This is a genomic window from Pseudomonas sp. GW821-FHT01E05, assembly GCF_059422425.1.
The window spans coordinates 18248-35315 of sequence record NZ_JBWKWW010000006.1 but is presented as its reverse complement, the minus strand read 5'-3'; the positions used below and the strand labels follow the sequence as shown (position 1 = coordinate 35315).

8 protein-coding genes are annotated in these 17068 nt (G+C 56.9%); 5 read left to right on the top strand and 3 right to left on the bottom strand.

All coding sequences use genetic code 11. The annotated features are described in order from the left end of the window. Positions 1-24: 24 nt before the first annotated feature. The 5 genes from AC07W5_RS14475 to AC07W5_RS14455 all read left to right on the top strand — a co-directional run bounded on the left by AC07W5_RS14475 (position 25) and on the right by AC07W5_RS14455 (position 10606). Positions 25-5067, top strand: coding sequence for an RHS repeat-associated core domain-containing protein (locus AC07W5_RS14475; RefSeq protein WP_495023653.1), 5043 nt, complete (start codon positions 25-27; stop codon positions 5065-5067). A gap of 426 nt (positions 5068-5493) precedes the next feature. Further along, positions 5494-6042 carry a fimbrial protein gene (locus AC07W5_RS14470; RefSeq protein WP_495023652.1) on the top strand — a complete coding sequence of 183 codons (549 nt, stop codon included), beginning with the start codon at positions 5494-5496 and terminating at the stop codon, positions 6040-6042. A gap of 98 nt (positions 6043-6140) precedes the next feature. Continuing rightward, positions 6141-6896 carry a fimbrial biogenesis chaperone gene (locus AC07W5_RS14465; RefSeq protein WP_495023651.1) on the top strand — a complete coding sequence of 252 codons (756 nt, stop codon included), beginning with the start codon at positions 6141-6143 and terminating at the stop codon, positions 6894-6896. A gap of 37 nt (positions 6897-6933) precedes the next feature. Further along, positions 6934-9453 carry a fimbria/pilus outer membrane usher protein gene (locus AC07W5_RS14460; RefSeq protein WP_495023650.1) on the top strand — a complete coding sequence of 840 codons (2520 nt, stop codon included), beginning with the start codon at positions 6934-6936 and terminating at the stop codon, positions 9451-9453. 49 nt (positions 9454-9502) lie between these two features. Beyond that, positions 9503-10606: a fimbrial protein gene (locus AC07W5_RS14455; RefSeq protein ID WP_495023649.1), complete on the top strand. Its 1104-nt coding sequence runs from the start codon at positions 9503-9505 to the stop codon at positions 10604-10606. A gap of 72 nt (positions 10607-10678) precedes the next feature. Here the strand turns inward: AC07W5_RS14455 and AC07W5_RS14450 are convergent, their stop codons facing one another. From AC07W5_RS14450 to AC07W5_RS14440, 3 genes are all read right to left on the bottom strand, one after another. Continuing rightward, positions 10679-12142 carry a hypothetical protein gene (locus AC07W5_RS14450; RefSeq protein ID WP_495023648.1) on the bottom strand — a complete coding sequence of 488 codons (1464 nt, stop codon included), beginning with the start codon at positions 12140-12142 and terminating at the stop codon, positions 10679-10681. Between the two features lie 123 nt (positions 12143-12265). Beyond that, complete coding sequence (locus AC07W5_RS14445; RefSeq protein WP_495023647.1) at positions 12266-14482, bottom strand: autotransporter outer membrane beta-barrel domain-containing protein; 2217 nt, start codon at positions 14480-14482, stop codon at positions 12266-12268. 352 nt (positions 14483-14834) lie between these two features. Next, complete coding sequence (locus tag AC07W5_RS14440) at positions 14835-16751, bottom strand: hypothetical protein (protein WP_495023646.1); 1917 nt, start codon at positions 16749-16751, stop codon at positions 14835-14837. Between the last annotated feature and the right edge of the window lie 317 nt (positions 16752-17068).

Sequence of the window (17068 nt, the reverse complement as noted above, 5' to 3'; positions counted from 1 at the left end):
TAACCGTCAAAGAGGTTCATATCAATGACTGTCGCCAGCTCCGTACACTCCAACGCGCTTAACTTCATGAGTTCAATGAAGAATGGCGTTGACCCGCGCACCGGTTTATATACAGTAGCGATCAACTTTCCCGAGATTCAAACCAATGACTTGCGCGGCCCGGGCTTTGCTCTGGCACTGGCGTACAGCCCGCTCAATACTCTGGACAGTGGCTACGGCCATGGCTGGAACCTGCAACTGTCGCAATACACGCCCGGCAACCAGATCCTGTCGCTGAGCACCGGCGAAACCTTCAAGGTCACCGGCAGCGACAGCGTCACTGGCCAGTTGACCATGAAGGAAAAGAAACTCGACAGCTTTCATTTCTATCCGGAAGGCAGCACCCGTTACCGGGTCGTACACAAGTCCGGCCTGGTCGAGATCCTTGAGGTGCAGGGCAGCGCCCAGAACCGGGTGGCGTTGCCCGTCGAGATTCATTCGCCCACGGGGCACAAGGTCACCCTCGGCTATAAGCCGTTCAGCGGCACTCACCAGCTACTGGCCTGGATCAAGGATGATTCGGGCCAGACCCTGCTGACGGTCAAGCGCGAGAGCACCTTCGTCGAGGTACTGCTGCAGCCGTTCGGCGGCCCTGACGGCGGGCCGTTGGCGCGCTTCGTCATGACCTTGGGCGCGTCTGACAAGCGCGTGACCCAGATCACTCTGCCGACCGAGAACCAGGCGTCCTGGCGCTTTGGCTACACCCTTGTCCGCGATCAGCTGTGCATGACCTGGGTGGAGACGCCCACCGGTGGACGTGAGGAAATGTCCTATCAAGACCTCGGTCACCAGTTCCCGGCCGGCAGCGGTCGCTCGGCCCTGCCACGGGTGACAAAGCATCTGACGTATCCGGGATTCGACCAGCCGGCGGTCGATGTTCGGTACACCTACAAAAGCGAAGGGCCGGGAAAAAGCGAAACGAATTTCGTGGGTTTCGGCCTTTCCGTACCGTGGGATAATGACGGTCTCGACAACCTCTACAAACACATTGGCGCCTACGAGTATGTGTGCATCGAAACCCTGTGGGTAACAGATCCACCTACCGAATCGGTACCGGCGCCGCAACCGCAACCGGTCCGAAAAATCGAACGCAAATTCAACCAGTTCCACCTGCTGACCACCGAAACGACCACCCAGAACAACAAGGTCGAGACCGTCGAAACTACGTATTACCTGACGCCGAACGTCGCGTTCGACCAGCAGCCCCGGTACTGCCAGTTGCCCAAAGAAGTCAAAACCACCTGGTCGCTGCTCGATAATCCGACCCACCGGCGCAGTGAAACCCTCAGTAGCACCTACGACAACCACGGCAACCTGCTGGAGCAGACCCAGGCCAATGGCGTAGTCGAAATCTGCATCTGGTATCCCGCCGCGGGCGCCGATGGCTGTCCGGCCGACCCCGAGGGCTTTGTGCGGCACCTCAAGGAGCAGACCGTGACTCCGGCGTCGCCTGCCGGCAACGCCCCGACATTGCGTACCCGCTATCGCTACAAGGCCTTACCGCCGCTGGCCGGCAGCCCACTGGAAAACTGGATCACGGTCGAGAGCCAAACCCTGGTGCAGGTACAAACCAGCGGTGAAACCGAGCTGGAGCGTACGCTGTTCGAACACAGCAACGCTCCGAGTGATGCGTTCCTGCATGGCCGTGTCACGCGCCAGACGGCAACTCTGAACGAAAAATCCACCCGCGTTGATTATGACTTCCGCAAGTTCGTCAGCCGCCAATTGGGTGTGCCGGTGCAACAAACCACGGAAACCGTGAGTACTGATTTCGATGACGTCAGCAAAGCTGTCCTTCGCCAACACTCGTTGATCACCTCGCAAGAACTGTTAAGCCGCATTGACGATGTTGAAACCCACTACCAGTACGACGTCCTGGGTCAAGTGACGAGCGAAATTGTCGCCCCCGGTACTGACTTCACGGCCAGCCGCCGCTATGAATACATTCTCAGCACACAGTTCGGGCAGCAGGCCGAGCAGGTCAGCATCAACGCCAGACAGATCAGAACGCGCAGTGTTCTCGACGGGTTGGGCCGCTTGGTTTTCCAGGAGCGCGACCATGTCGATAGCAATGACCCGGGCCGAACCCGACAAACCTATGCGGCCATTTACAATGCCTGGGGCGATTTGGCTGAACAGACTGAATACGACTGGCTGGATGGAGCGCCCCTGGCGCTCAAGAGCACTTTCCACCATGACGACTGGGCGCAACAAGACTGCGTGATTGGCGCCGATGGCGTCGAGTCCCATCAAAGCATCGACCCGATCGGAACGCCTGCGTCGCAAGGACCGATCCTGCGTAGCTGGATCCAGAGCGCGGGCCCGAGCCCCACGATCATCGGCCTGAGCGAAACCTGGCTCAACCGGTTCGGCAAACCCACCCGGGTCCGTACCCTGGGTGCAGACCAGGAAGAAATCGCGACACAAACCTACCTCTACGACGGCCTGGGTCGTTGCACCCAGCACGAAGACACATCGAAATACATCACCCGATTCACGTATGACGCCTGGTCGCGCCTGGTCAGCAGCACCCTGCCCGACGACAGCATCGTCAGCCGCACCTATGCCCCACACAGCACCTCGGAATTAGCCGTCGCCCTCAGCGTCAACGGCAATGGAGTGACGACTGTCGTAGGTGAACAAGAGTTCGACGGCCTGGAACGCCTGACCCGAACCACGGCTGGCAACCGTACGGAGCGCTTTACCTACGACCCCGGCAAGATGCAGATCAAGGAAAGGATCACGCCGGCCAATCAGTCCATCGAATACGACTACAACCTGGTTCTCACTGACCAACCTATCAGCAGTCGTGCGCCAGACGAAACCGCAGGTTTTACGTATGACTCAACCAGCTCGCGGCTGACCCTCGCGCAAAATGAACAAGGTACACGCGAGTATGGCTACGACACCGCCAACCAATTGCGCGTCGAACGTTGGGTCGATAAACAAGGGGAAGCCTGGGAGACCCATTATTCAAGCTCCATGCAAGGCCGCCAGCTCAAACGAACCGACTTGAAGCAACGGGACAGCGACGGGCGGGACACCGTCTATGACTACGATGCTCTTGGACGGGTGGACAGTATCCAGCAGGGCCAGATTCTGGCAGGGTTCGAATACAACCACCTGGGCCAACTCTGGCGCACCACCACCAAGGACCTGACCGCAAACAGCACGCTGGTGACCGAACTGCAGTATGACGATCACGGCCGTGAAGTTCTGCGCACGCTGACCCTGAACCAGCAGCCGCCGCGCACCCAGGCGCAAACCTGGCAGCCTGATGGCCTGCTGGAAGGTCGACATCTTCAACAAGCCGGGATCAGCCTGCTCAAGGAGACGTTCGCCTATGACCGACGGGGCCGGCTGACCAACCACAATTGCGAGGGCACTACACTGCCCAGGGACAGTGAAGGCAGGGAGATCAGCAGCCAGATCTTCTCGTTCGATGCGCTGGACAATATCAAGCTAGTGCTGACGAGATTCCCCAACGGTACCTTCGAGCGGGCGATATTCACGTACGCGACCGATGACCCCTGCCAGCTCCAGGGTATTGCCTATACGCCGGCAAGAGCGACAGCCAACCCGACGTTCACTTACGACCTCAACGGTTGCCAACTCAACGATGAACGCGGCCAACGCCTGAGCTACGACAGTCAGAACCGTCTGCTGGGTGTGGAGAATGCCTTGGGCCAGTCCGTCAGCCAGTATCGTTATGACGGCCACGATCATCTGGTCACCTCACAACAAGGCAATGAAAGCCAGACCTTGCGTTTTTATCAGGACGAACAACTGAGCAATATCGTTCAGGATGATCGCCAAACCCAGTTTCTCTACCACGGCCAACCCCTCGGACAACAAGCCACAGACAACTCACAAACATTGTTATTACTGACCGACGCGAACCACAGCGTTATTGGTGAAAGCCAACAAAGCGACCTGCGCACGGTCGTCTACAGCGCCTATGGCGAACGCCACAGTGAAAACATGCTACAGAGCCTGCTGGCGTTCAACGGTGAAGTGCGCGACGAAGTCAGTGGCTGGTACCTGCTGGGCCGCGGTTATCGGGCTTACAACCCGGGCCTGATGCGCTTCCACAGCCCGGACTCGCGTAGCCCGTTTGGCAGCGGCGGTGTAAACCCCTATACCTATTGCCTGGGCAATCCGATTGCGCTGCGCGACCCGACAGGGCACGAAGCGATCGGATGGAGTGGCAGGCTGCGGCGGCCGGATGAGGACGTGCTGCCTGCGCTGAAACAGGGAGGCGGCTGGGAATCCTGGATCGGCGTGGCGGTGGGCGCCGTGTTTGTTGTCGTTGGGGTCGTTGCCACGATTGCCACATTTGGCGTTGCCACCCCACTCACGGCTCCCATCATCGCCAAGGGTACGCTACTGGCGGTGGGTACAGCCCTTACCGCTGGATCGACCGCCGCCAGTGCAGTCGCGGCCGCCAACGGTGATGAACAAGCCGCCAAGTGGGGGGGGTATTTGGGGTATGCGGCGCTGGCCGTAGCGGCGCCCACTATTGTCTATAGTGGTTACAACGGGGTGAGGAGCTTGCTCAGTGCCGTCACCAAGGAAACGGCCAAGAGGGCATCGGTCAGTAGTATGGCCAATATTGCCCACGCGTCTTCTTCGAATCTTGGGAACAGTAACTTTAAGACTTCAATGATGGCTCACTTGGGAGGTGGGACGCGGTTCAAAGTTCCAAATAAAATAGCGGGAATACCTTCCAACAATACGGCCGGATCTACGATTGGCAACCCGACTGTAGTGAACGTTTCATCACTTCCATCGATACCTAATGGTGCACCACTCAATTTAGAAATCGCGAGTCAGGCACCAAAGCTTATACCGCCTGTCCCCGGACCTACAATAAAGAGCGAATTGGATATGGCAACTCAGTACATTCTCGAGGCGCGTAATAGCAATGGACAATTAGCTGGTAATAACATAGTGAAAAAAGCAGTGAGCGCTTCACAAACGGGAACTCCTTCACAAGCAGTTTTAGACGCTAATAATCCTCGCTATTGAGCCCTCGCCTGTAGGGCGACAAGAGCCTATGTTCTTGTCGCCCAGAACCTCAATAAATACTTACTGTACTCGGCACTGGATAAAACATGGCAATCCAGTACTTTTTTCTGATCCTAAGAAAAACCCCACCATATAAGCATTCACAAAGTCCACAATCGAAAACTGTACACATCAACCTCAAGTTCTAAAGGCTTCAATAAAAACGCCTACCTCCTGCCTCCGATCACGATCAAAAAAAATAACGAATTATCCTACATCAAGCGCCCCCACCTCAGCGGTTTCGTAACCTATCTTAAAGCTAAAACCCCACCTAGAATACCGCCCCGTCATGACACCGCCACACAACTAACTGATATCACCAGCAACACTAAACCCGGCATCAAAACCGATGCGATGACGGGCATTCTCTCCAACTAAGGATTTATCATGAAACAACATTTACTTGCACTTTCCCTGGGCCTCGCAGCAACCCTGGCCGGCACTTCGGCATTCGCCAATACCGGCACCATTAACTTCGAAGGTAAGATCACCTCCAGCACCTGCCCGATTGAGGTTGTCAACCCGGAAGATGGCACCATTGGCAATCTGGTAAAAATGGGCAGCATCGAGTCCAGCCGTTTTACCGCTATCGGCCAGGAATACGCCGGCAAGAGCTTTGCCTTGCGCGTCTCAGGCGTTCCAGGCTGCGGCATCACTACTGGCAGCACCGCCAAGGTCACCTTCAACGGTACTGCCGATATCAGCGGCAATTACTTCGCGGTCACCCCGACTGCGGATGGCGCCAGAAATGTCGTTATCGTACTCAAGGACAAATCCGGCGCATCGATCGCCCCCGGCGCAGCATCTGCTGATTACGACCTCGAAGATACCGGCCCAACCGATATGCGTTTCAACGCCTATTACCGCTCGACAGCCGCTGCTGTGACGGCTGGCGTCGCCTCGGCCGACGTTCAGTTCGTTGTCGCGATCAACTGATACCCCCCACTCCTTGCCCCTTGATCGCACATCGTGATCAAGGGGCCTCTCAATGCTGTCCAGGCACAGGTTTCTGCCTGGATAGAAGGTACTGACCTATGTTCGGCTTGATCAAGCAGGCGGCCACTGTCCGCCCGACCCTTGGCGCCTGCATGACTGTATTCATGCTTGCATCTTATATTCCCGTCAGCCAGGCGGCCTTGACGCTCAATGGCACCCGCGTGGTCTTCGACAGCGACAAGCGCAGTACTTCGTTGATCGTCGCCAACCCCAGCAACCGACCTTTCGCGGCGCAAACCTGGGTCAATACGGCCAGCGACGACGACACCACTGCTGTGCCGTTCATCCCTTCGCCGCCGCTGTTTCGACTCAACCCAGGCAAAGAACAACAGGTACAGATCAACGGTTTGCCCAACACCCTGCCCGCCGATCGCGAGTCACTGTTCTATTTCAATCTGCAGGAAATTCCGCAGGCAGAAGCCAACGATGGCAATGCCCTGAATATTGCCCTACGTACCCGCGTCAAATTGTTTTATCGCCCCAGCCAGATCAAGGACAACCCCATGACGCGACTGAAAGACTTGCAGTGGTCGATCAAGGACGCCAGCGGCCAGACTCATCTGATCGTGAACAATCCGACCCCTTTCCACGTTTCTTTCGTGCGCCTTGAAGTGACCGACAAGGGCCAGAATCAGCCCGTGCAGAACGCAATCATGGTCGAGCCATTCAACACCCAGCGCTACGCCCTGAGCGGCATCAAGCCCCATCAGGGCATGCAGGTAGTGTTCTCGGCGATCAACGACTACGGCGGTTTTAGTGTGCCAATGACCGTGCCGATTCAACTGGCCCCTTGAGGCAGTGCCCACTGCATTAACTGCCAGGAAAATAACCATGACTACTTCACTCGAGCGCCGGTACGCGGCCAGACCCAAGCGCCTGCGTCTCGCTCAACTACTCTTCGTCGGCAGCAGCAGTGCCATTCTGTTTGAAATCAAGCCCGCGCTGGCGACCCAACCCGTCGAATTCCAATCCGGTTTCATGCGCCAAAGCCCGGCGCACGCCAGCGATGCCGGCGCCCTGACCCTTAGCGCTCTGGCCAATCGTAGCGAACTGGGGCCTGGACGTTACTGGGTGGATATTCAGATCAATCTGCGTTATTTCGGCCAGCGCGAGATTGCCTTCGAACTCGACCCGGACAGTGACCGCCTGCTGCCTTGCCTGTCCTCCGAGCTATTGGAACAGCTGGGTGTACGGCTCGACAGACTGGCCGACCCCTCGCTATTGCTGGCCTCTTGCGTCGATCTGTTTGTATTGATCCCTGGTGCCGAGATCGACTTCGACGCCAACAAACTACGGCTGGCGATCTCTATTCCACAGATCGCCATGCGGCGTGATGTCATTGGTCACGTAGACCCCGAACGCTGGGACTACGGCATCAACGCCGCTTTCGTCAACTACCAGGTCTCGGCGCAGCAAGGCTCCAGCCGCTATGGCGGCAAAAACAACAGTGACGACCTGTACCTGAACAGCGGCATCAATCTTGGCCCTTGGCGCTTGCGCAGCAACCAGTCGATGCGCCAGGACGAAGAGGGCAAGCGTGTATGGACCAGTGCCTATACCTATGCGCAGCGCGACCTCCCCGGCACCCATGCCAATCTGACCTTGGGCGAAACCTTTACCGGCAGCGATGTGTTCAGAAGCGTGCCGATCAAAGGTGCCTTGATCAATTCAGACATGGGCATGCTGCCCGATGCCGTGCAAGGTTATGCACCGATCATCCGCGGTGTGGCACAAACCCGCGCCAAACTGGAAGTTCTGCAAAACGGTTACCCGATCTATTCCACTTATGTCAGCCCTGGCCCGTATGAAATCGACGATCTGAGCACCATTGGCGGTGGCGGCGAGCTGGAAATCGTTCTGACCGAGGCCGATGGCCAGGTTCGACGCTTTACCCAGCCCTACGCTACCATCGGCAACTTGTTGCGTGAGGGCGTATGGCGTTACAGCGGTGCATTGGGGCGCTACCACTCGGCGAGCAATCAAGATGATCCGTTGTTCTGGCAGGGCACGCTGGCCATGGGCACGGCCTGGAACTCAACACTGTATGGCGGCCTGATGGCCAGTGATTTCTATCGTGCCGGCACTCTGGGCCTCGCCAAAGACCTGGGATCAATCGGCGCCGTGTCCCTGGACGTTACCCGCTCGAACACCGACATCGACACACTGGACACGCACAATGTCCAAGGCATGAGTTACGCCGTGAAATACGGCAAGTCTTTTGCGACCAGGACCAATCTGCGTTTCGCCGGTTATCGCTACTCCACCGAAGGCTATCGGGATTTCGACGAAGCGGTCAGCCAACGCAGCAACAGCTCGACGTTCTACGGTAGCCGGCGCAGTCGTCTGGAGGGGTCTATCTATCAGCATCTCGGCAGTCGCAGTGCAGTAAGCCTGACACTGTCACATCAGGACTACTGGGGGAGCAGTCACGAACAACGTCAATACCAGTTCAACTTCAACACCCAATACCAGGGTGTCAGCTACAACCTGTACACCTCGCAATCACTAAGCAATACCCACGGCACCGACCGACAGTTCGGTCTGAACGTGTCGATGCCCCTTGATTTCGGTCACTCAAGTACTGCGACCTTCGATGTTCAGAATAACGGTGAGCACTACAGCCAGCGCACCAGCCTGGGTGGCAGCGTCGATGAGAACCGGCTCAACTACCGGGTCAGCCTGAGCTCCGATGAGAAACGCCAACAGGCGGCAGCACTTTCAGTCGGCTATCAGGCGCCCTTTGGCAGTGTCGGTGCCGGGCTGACCCAAGGCCGGGATTACCGCAGCACGTCAATCAACGCCAGCGGCGCCGTGTTGCTACACGCAGATGGCATCAATGTCGGGCCCTCTCTGGGCGAAACCAGCGCACTGGTCCAGGTGCCAGACATCGCCGGGGTCGGCGTCGTGAATGCCACCGGCGTGGAGACGAACGAACGTGGCTACGCCCTCGTTCCGTATCTGCGCCCTTATCGGGTCAATCACGTCGTGTTACAGACCGACCAGCTAGGTCCCGAGGTGGAAATCGAAAATGGCAGCGCTCAGGTCGTGCCCAGACGCGGAGCCGTGGTCAAGGCTACGTTCCCGGCGCGCTCGGTCAATCGCCTGGTCATCACTGGCCGCACCGCCACAGGCCAGCCACTGCCTTTCGGCGCACAGGTCAGCGATGGCGCAGGCACCGTCATCGGCACCGTCGGCCAGGCCGGGCAAATGATGCTCTCCACCGGCGCCGAGCCACAGACACTCGACGTACGCTGGGGTGATCAGAGCGATCCGCAGTGCCGACTGAACGTCGACCCCGACAGCATGGAGCAAGTACAGGGCTACCGATTGCAGGAACTGACATGCCTCTGATCAAAGGAAAGACGGTGCGCGTCAACAGCTATCCATCAGGAAATTCAGCATGAAATCTTCGATACACCGACTGTTGCGTGGAACACTACTGCGTGGAGCACTTCTGATCGGTACTTGTCTGTCGCCCCTGGCGATGGCCGATTGCTGGTGGGCCCCCGCCGGGTCGACAGTGAAAAACTATCAACGCAACATCGGCACCTTGTACATTCCTCGGGACGCCCGCGTCGGATCCGTCATAGGCACCGTTGACATGCTCGCGAACACACCGGACAACCCGGCCATGACTGCGGAATGCCTGAATAATGGCACCCAGTACTTGATGTTCAATGCCCGAGCCACGGCCCCTGTGTTTCCCGGCCCGCTGGATCCGATCAATGGTGAAGATGTCACTGGCAAGATTCTGCAAACCAACATTCCGGGCGTTGGCGTACGCGTCAAACTGGGCATTCCGCTCGATGGCCGAGGGGATAACTCCTTCGTTCCCATCGGCGGCACCCCGACAGTTCCCTATGACGGGTACAACGACAAACAGTTGCTCACATACATTCGGCTCAATCCTCTGAGCAACCGGGTCACGCTGGTGAAAACCGGACCTTTGCCTGTCGGGGCGCACACACTCGATGGCAGCGAGCTGTTCAGCGGTCACTTCCCCGATTTGGGCAAGGTGTTCGGTTATGGGTTGAGCGGCACTATTATTCAGGCCCAATGCACCGTCGGCGCCAATCCCGTCAGCGCCGACCCCGTTCAGCTCGGCGACTGGGATGCCGCAGACTTCACCGGCCCGGGTTACACCACAACGCTCGTGCCTTTCAATATCACGTTAAGTTCCTGCGAAACCGATACAGGTGGTGGTTTCGTTGCAACCGCCAATATCCAGCTCGAAGGGGTCAGGGGATCAGTGCCCATCGGCCCCACGACCAGTGGAATCTTCAGCCTGACCTCCGATTCGGATGCCCAGGGCGTGGGTATTCAAATACTCAAAGGCGACGGCATCACCCCAATGGAATTGAACACAGAAGTGCCCTTGATCGCGATTTCCCCCGGCACCACGGTCCTGGATTTCACTGCCCGTTTCTACCAGACCGAGCCCACCAGCGCGGTTCGCCCTGGCCTGGCCAAAGGTGCGCTGAACTTCACCGTTACCTACAAATAAACCTCGAGTAACCCACGACAAAAAAGCGGGTTTGCCGTTACCGGCAAACCCGCTTCCGCTCCCCCGTAAACCTTAAGCGACCAGTGTCGGCGTCAACGATGGAAAGCGCTGCCAGGTCTCCTTACCGTCGAAGCTCACGCTAACCCGCACCTCGAAACCGACATTGAGTTTGAAACGTTGCAGATCAGCCTTTGAAATACGCCCGACAGCAATGGTTTGCGCCACTTCCGGGACAGGAAACTCCGTCAATACAGGAATCTCGAGCGCCTGGCTATTGCTGCCAACGCCTATCACCTTGATGGTGATGTACTGGTTCGTAGACATGAGGGTCCAGCGTGCGAGCGTGAAATTGGCGTACCCGCCGTCCGCAATGCTCCCCACACTCAACCTTGCGCCCGACACCTTGTCGCATTGAACAGTGGGCATTCCGCCCAACGCTTCGACCCGCAAGGTATACGTCTGCGATATATAGGGGGCCACGACGCCGGTCTCGAACACCTCGTAACGCACGGGCAGGGATTTCCCTACGTGAAAGGCAACCTTGTCGCTCGGGATTTTGTATTCCCGGGAACCCACAGGTGTCGGTATGTCCGTTCGATACCCCCCTGCACTGCCCTGCTCGGCCCATTGCACAAACACTGGCTCCCCGTCATAGATGACCGCCTCGGGAGGAATGACTACTGTTACACCACTAATGGCATTGCTCGGGCTCAGCACACCGCTCGACGGGCCTCCCGTAGCTTCCTTGACCTTTGACGGAGGAAGCGTGCGCGGGATCGGGGTGGCGGCAATGCTCAGTTGGACATGAGCCGAATACGTACTGGTGTTACCCGCACGATCTTGCACCCGATATTGCACGAAGCGCTGGCCGTCCCCTCGGGCGCGAATCAAGTCACCTGGAATCGTTACCACCACGGGATCAGCGTAATTTCGATCGTCCAGCACAATGACTCCGCCTGAATTGAAGTCACCGGCGCCTGTCCCCCAGAACCATTCGATGCGGTCCCAGGGTCTTGGGGTTGTATATGTTGGGAGATCCGGCAGCAGCTGATTCTCATGGGCCTTAAGGTATAGGTCGGTGACTGTGTTAGGCGGGAGAACGGCGGGAGGGAAAATCAATTGGCTGTCAGTAGCAAGAACAGGCGCAGCAGTATCGAGTGTAATCACCAACTCAGAGGAATCATCTGTCTCATCGTTATAAGCCGTCACCTTGTAACGCAACCGATGTTGCCCGTCATTGCCGCGCAGTAGTCGTTTGGGCAATGTAACAAACCGGTCTGACGCCTCGATAGGCGCGTCACTCCAATAACGGGTATCTACGGATACGTCGTCAAAGAACAGCTCAACTGACTCTTCACCCAGCGTCGGATCGGAGTGCTCCCATAGTTCAAACCAGACCTTCAGGTCATCGTGTGTCGCGGCTTCCGGGAGCAGATTGGGTTCACCGTTGGGAACATCGTCAAGTAATCCATCCACGCGGGGCTCAGGCAACAGTCTGAGGCTGCTGGAGGATTGAGTGTTTGTAGGCTTGCTCATGAACAAGACTCCTTAGAAAAGAGCGAGGAATAATGGCCGCAGCCTTCTTCCTCGCGTCACATAAAGAACATTGAACCCGCAGTGCAGCAGCCCTTCCCCACGCAGCCGCCTCAAATCATTGGGTTACCAGCTATAGCGCATACCCACGTTGGCACCCCACGGCTGTTCAATCTTGTCGCCGTTGCTGTAATCGAAATCAGCGTGTAGCGAAACCTTGTCGGTCAGCGTCATGGCCAAACCTGCGCCTAGCTCACCACGGGAACCCGACAGGTCATTGTTGAATACGTTGTTGTTGACCTTGACTTCGTTGTTCTTGGCGAACTCATGCACATACGCGGCGCGAAGATACGGCTGCACCACCTTGCCCTCACCCAGGTTGAAGTTGCGCCCGGCAGTCGCACCGGCTTTACCTAGCAGAGAGCGCGTGCGATTGCCTTCGGCGGACAGGCCGTTATCCAGGTCGTAATCCTTGCCCTGAATGATCACACCCGACAGTTGAGTGAACGGCTCGACAAAGTAGTCATCGGCCAGTTTGATATGACGACCGAACTCCAGGGACGCACCGACACCGTTGTTGTCGTAACTGCCCTTGGTCTGGTTGCCGTCACTGAGCTGCACTTTGGATTCGTTCTGGAAACGGTTGAACTTGAGCACGCCGTCGAAGTAGTAGCCGCTTTGGTCGTCCAGCCAGGTGGTGTAGGCACCCATGTAGTAGCTGTTGACTGTACCGCTGGTACCGCGACTCAGGTCCAGGTCGGATTTGCTGTAACCACCCAGCACGCCCACCAGCCACTGGCCGTCACCGACCGGCAAAGGCGCGTCGGCACCGAAAGACAGGCCTTGCTGGGTTTGCTGATACGCCAGGCCGGAACTGGCGCTAACATCGAACTTGTTGCCGTACGCGCGGATCCAGCCACCGGCCTTGCCCTCGTCCATGCGCACTTCGCCCATGCGGCTGCGCAAGGTGCTGAGCTCGCCATACCAGACCGTCGGCGCAGCATTGAACAGTGCCAGTACCGATTGGGTGCCCGGACTGATGACTTTCGAGGCAGTGTTCAGGTACCAGTCGTTGTTGCCCTGCTTGATCAGGTCGTAGGAGAAGGCCCCCAGATCCACCGGGCCGTCCTTCAGGGAAAACTGGGCATCGCCGGCAGCGATGTGGACCACCGGTATGGCACCGGCAGCCCCCGGTTCGGACCCGCTGGCATCGATCGATAACGTGTGATTGCCGCTGGCCGTCCCGGTAACGGTCAGCGTATCGACCTGACCGGTGGCGAAGTTCGTGTGCATGAAGAACGTGCCAGCACCCGAAAGGTTGCCCACCGACAGCTTGTAGAACTCGCCCGGATTGCCGAACTGGATGCCACCGCCGTTCATGGCAAGGTTCGCGACCTCGCCATCACCGACCATCACCCAACGGGCATCGTTGTTGACCGTCAGACCCTGAACGTTTTCAAGGCGACCGGTCAGCGTGGCGGAATGGTCGAGCACGACATCGGCACTGCTGCCTGCCGCCACCACAATATCGCCGATCAGATGGCTGTTATTGGCCTTGAAGCTCGCCGAAGAACCATTGATGACTTCCAGCAACGTACCGTTGCCACCCACCAAGGTGGAGCCGTTGTTGACTTCGATGTTCACGCGTTCGGTGTTGGTCTGGGTCTGGCCGTCGACGATGATCGCCGAACCACTCAGCCCTTCGACATGAGTTTTATTCAGGATCAACGCGTTGTCGGCAGACAGGTTGAGGTCGGCGAACAGGCTCACACCATTGAGCCCACCCACAATGCTGCTGTCAGTGGCCGAGATTTTGCCGCCGAAGCTGCGGATACCGATGCCATCGGCGTTGCTGCCGGTTACTTTGGAGCCTGCTTCGAGGGTCAGCTGACTTTTGGAACTGAGGGTTGCTCCAAACTGACCACCAATGATCTCACTGCCCTGAACCAGCGCCGTGGAGCCACCGTTGACCGTTTGCGCCAGACGTAACCCGGTGCGACTGCTAACAACTGTGCTTTTATTGGAAATAGTCGTTTCACTGGCGGACAGATCGACCCCGTTAGTGGTGCCTTTAGCGGTGACATGGGAACCGTTAAACACGACATTCGAACCCGTGGTTGCGCGGATCTGGTCGGTAGTGGCACCGTTGGCCGTCAGTTTGCTTGCGCTCTCTACCAGATAATCGTCAACCGTGGTGGCGGCATCGATGGTCTTGGAAGAGCCATTATCGATCAAGGTCTGCGCCAGTCCGTTCGGGCTGATCAACAACAACGGTGTGAGTATGGCGAGTTTGAGAAAACGTGCGAGAGGTGTGACAGCGAAGAATGAGTGGCTGACGGGCATGGATAGCTCCTTGGTAAACAGACTGTTTTGCAAACCGCTCAGCCCGGTGCCTTGCGGTCTGGCCTGAACGTTCAAAGGCGGCGATCCTAAGCACCCTCTTCCTTAAAATATGTAGGACTTATCCTAAGGCGCATGAGATTTTGCTCGATACAGTCATACGAAACATCGATGCCAACTGCATCCAGATAATGTCAGCATCAGTGTGAAAACACGGGCGACAAACGCCCGTGTGCCGGCCTTGATGGTTGAGCTAAGGCCTTGGGATCTCGCATGGATCATTCGGTCGATGGAATGCTGTGCGGGTCGTTAAAGACGTCGATGCAATCTCTTCCGTGCCGTCATCAAAGAAGTACTAGATTTTCGCGCGGCCTCTTCGACCGGGTGCGTTTTCGTTATAGAGAGGCAGGATATAAGTGGTGTAGGGTTCCACTAGAATAGTGAAGCCGGTGACAGCCCCATCAGTGCCTAGCACATAATCTTCAATGAATATTGCGTCTGTAATCGGATCTTCGGGTGCGTTTAGATCTTCCCCTTTCATTGGCGTGAATACGACCTTGATCGTGTCGCCATCCTTTAGCAGCCCGGTAAGGTCAGGTATGTCGACTTTGAGCGAGCCATCAGCCTCCAGGACCGAGCAGCCTGGGTAACCGGTCGGATCGGGAATGGTGGGAAAACTCGCAGGCGGCAGTTCAACAGCGATCGCGTTAACATCAACCTCGGTCGTCTCTGAAAGCAGATCATTTACCAGGCCTGCCGCGCTAACCTGATAGTGCACGGGTACTGTCGACCCGTTGCCACCGTCCTTGATGTACTGCCAGGGAATGTCAACGGTTTGCTCATTGCCAGGCACATGCTCCGGATTCGAATCATCAAAGGGAATCTGAGCCTCGAGGACACGGGCACCATTCCAGAAGAAGTCGACGATGTGACCGTTAACCGCCTCGTCGTACCAAGTGAACGTGAATTTCGCGTCCTTTTCCTTGTCGTCCCGTATCAACTTATTGGTCCGGGTGTCATCGTAGTTCTTGACTTCACCTTCCAACAGGCTTGGATGTACCGGATTCGGCCAATCGTCAGACGGCCAGGGCAACCACGGAATTGGAACCTCGAAGTTGACTTCGATATCGGTAGCTTTAGGACCAAATGGCCGCCCACTGCGAATGACTTCATAGCTGACGTTGGTTGTCTTGTCTCCGGTAGTGTTCTCTCCGTACTCCAGGATCAGCGTCTTGATAGGCAGCACCGGGACCTCAATCTTCTCCAGTGGATTGGGTCCAACAGGATAGTCAGCCAGAGGGGTGTTACCCCATTTCAATCGAATGTTGTCATTGGGCTTAGGGTTGTCATATCTGGGAATCCAGACGCTCACACCCGCCAGAGCATGTTCAACCGCCAACGGTCCCGGAACTGCCTGAGGAACTTCCGGCGGTTGCAGATTGGTCGGCAGCGGCCCGAAAGTGAGGCTCATTTTCTTGTGGATCGAGACCGCGCTAGGGTTCAATGCCTTGTCGATCAACGCATAGAGAAGAACGCATTCGGCATCTCCAAACGCTCGAACAAGGTCTGCGTCAATTTCCACATCGGTGTCAGTAACGCCTGGGGTGGGTACAGTATCGAAGAAAACCTGATCGGCGCTGGTCGGATCCACAGGGATATTGGCTGCGTCAACCAGGTAAATGGCGATTTTGTCAGTGTCTTGCCAGTCGGGATAACCAGGAATCGTTGCAGTCAGCTTGCCACCACTGGGCAACGTCGTATCGTCGAGGTAGTCCGTGGCAAATTTCAATGCCAGCGGCGGTCCGTGTTTATAAGGTGGCAGTTGATCGCAAATGACTGTCACGGCCGGAGAATCGATTTCATCACCTTGATAGGTGTGGTGGAGATATTTCAGATGACACGTAGCGTCTTGCGGAAGGTGGTTGGCGTCGATGAGCATCTCGTACGGGAAGGTTTCCGAAAAATCGGTCTGGCCAGCCGGTATTACAAACTCATGTTCCGCCACGACGTCAAAACGACCACTTCCACGATTGAATAAAACCTCGATTTTCTCCGGGACAGTTGGCGGCGGCAGGGTATCCCATTTCGGGATATACACCTTCAGCCCGTTCTTCAGGTTGGGGCCCTTGAGAAGTTTGGTCACCGGGTCGGCGAAATCCCCCGGGTTGATTTCTATCGGTTTATCGGCCAACCTTGCCCGATGTTCGGTGCGCATTTTATGATAAGCGCTGTGTGCCTCTCTCCGTTTGAGTTTGATATTCGAACTTGCCATGTTGTTGTTCTCCCATTAACACCGTTTTGGCCATTGAGATATCAATGACCATCAAGTCTGTCTGGCAGATCGATACAACCGGGTACGACAAAACACATCCCTTCGCTCTGCGCGGCCGCTGAGGCCTGAGCGAATTAAGCACGGTTTTTAATAACGCGATACTGTCAGAGTTGACAGGTGGCCGCCTATACAGTGGTTAGGTAAAGCACGCTGTACAGCACATGAAACAGCGCTCTAGGACAGGCAACGACTGCCCCCCGGGATGGCTTCAAGCCTTGCGGGCGATTAAAGATCGTTCCCACGCTCCCGCGTGGGAA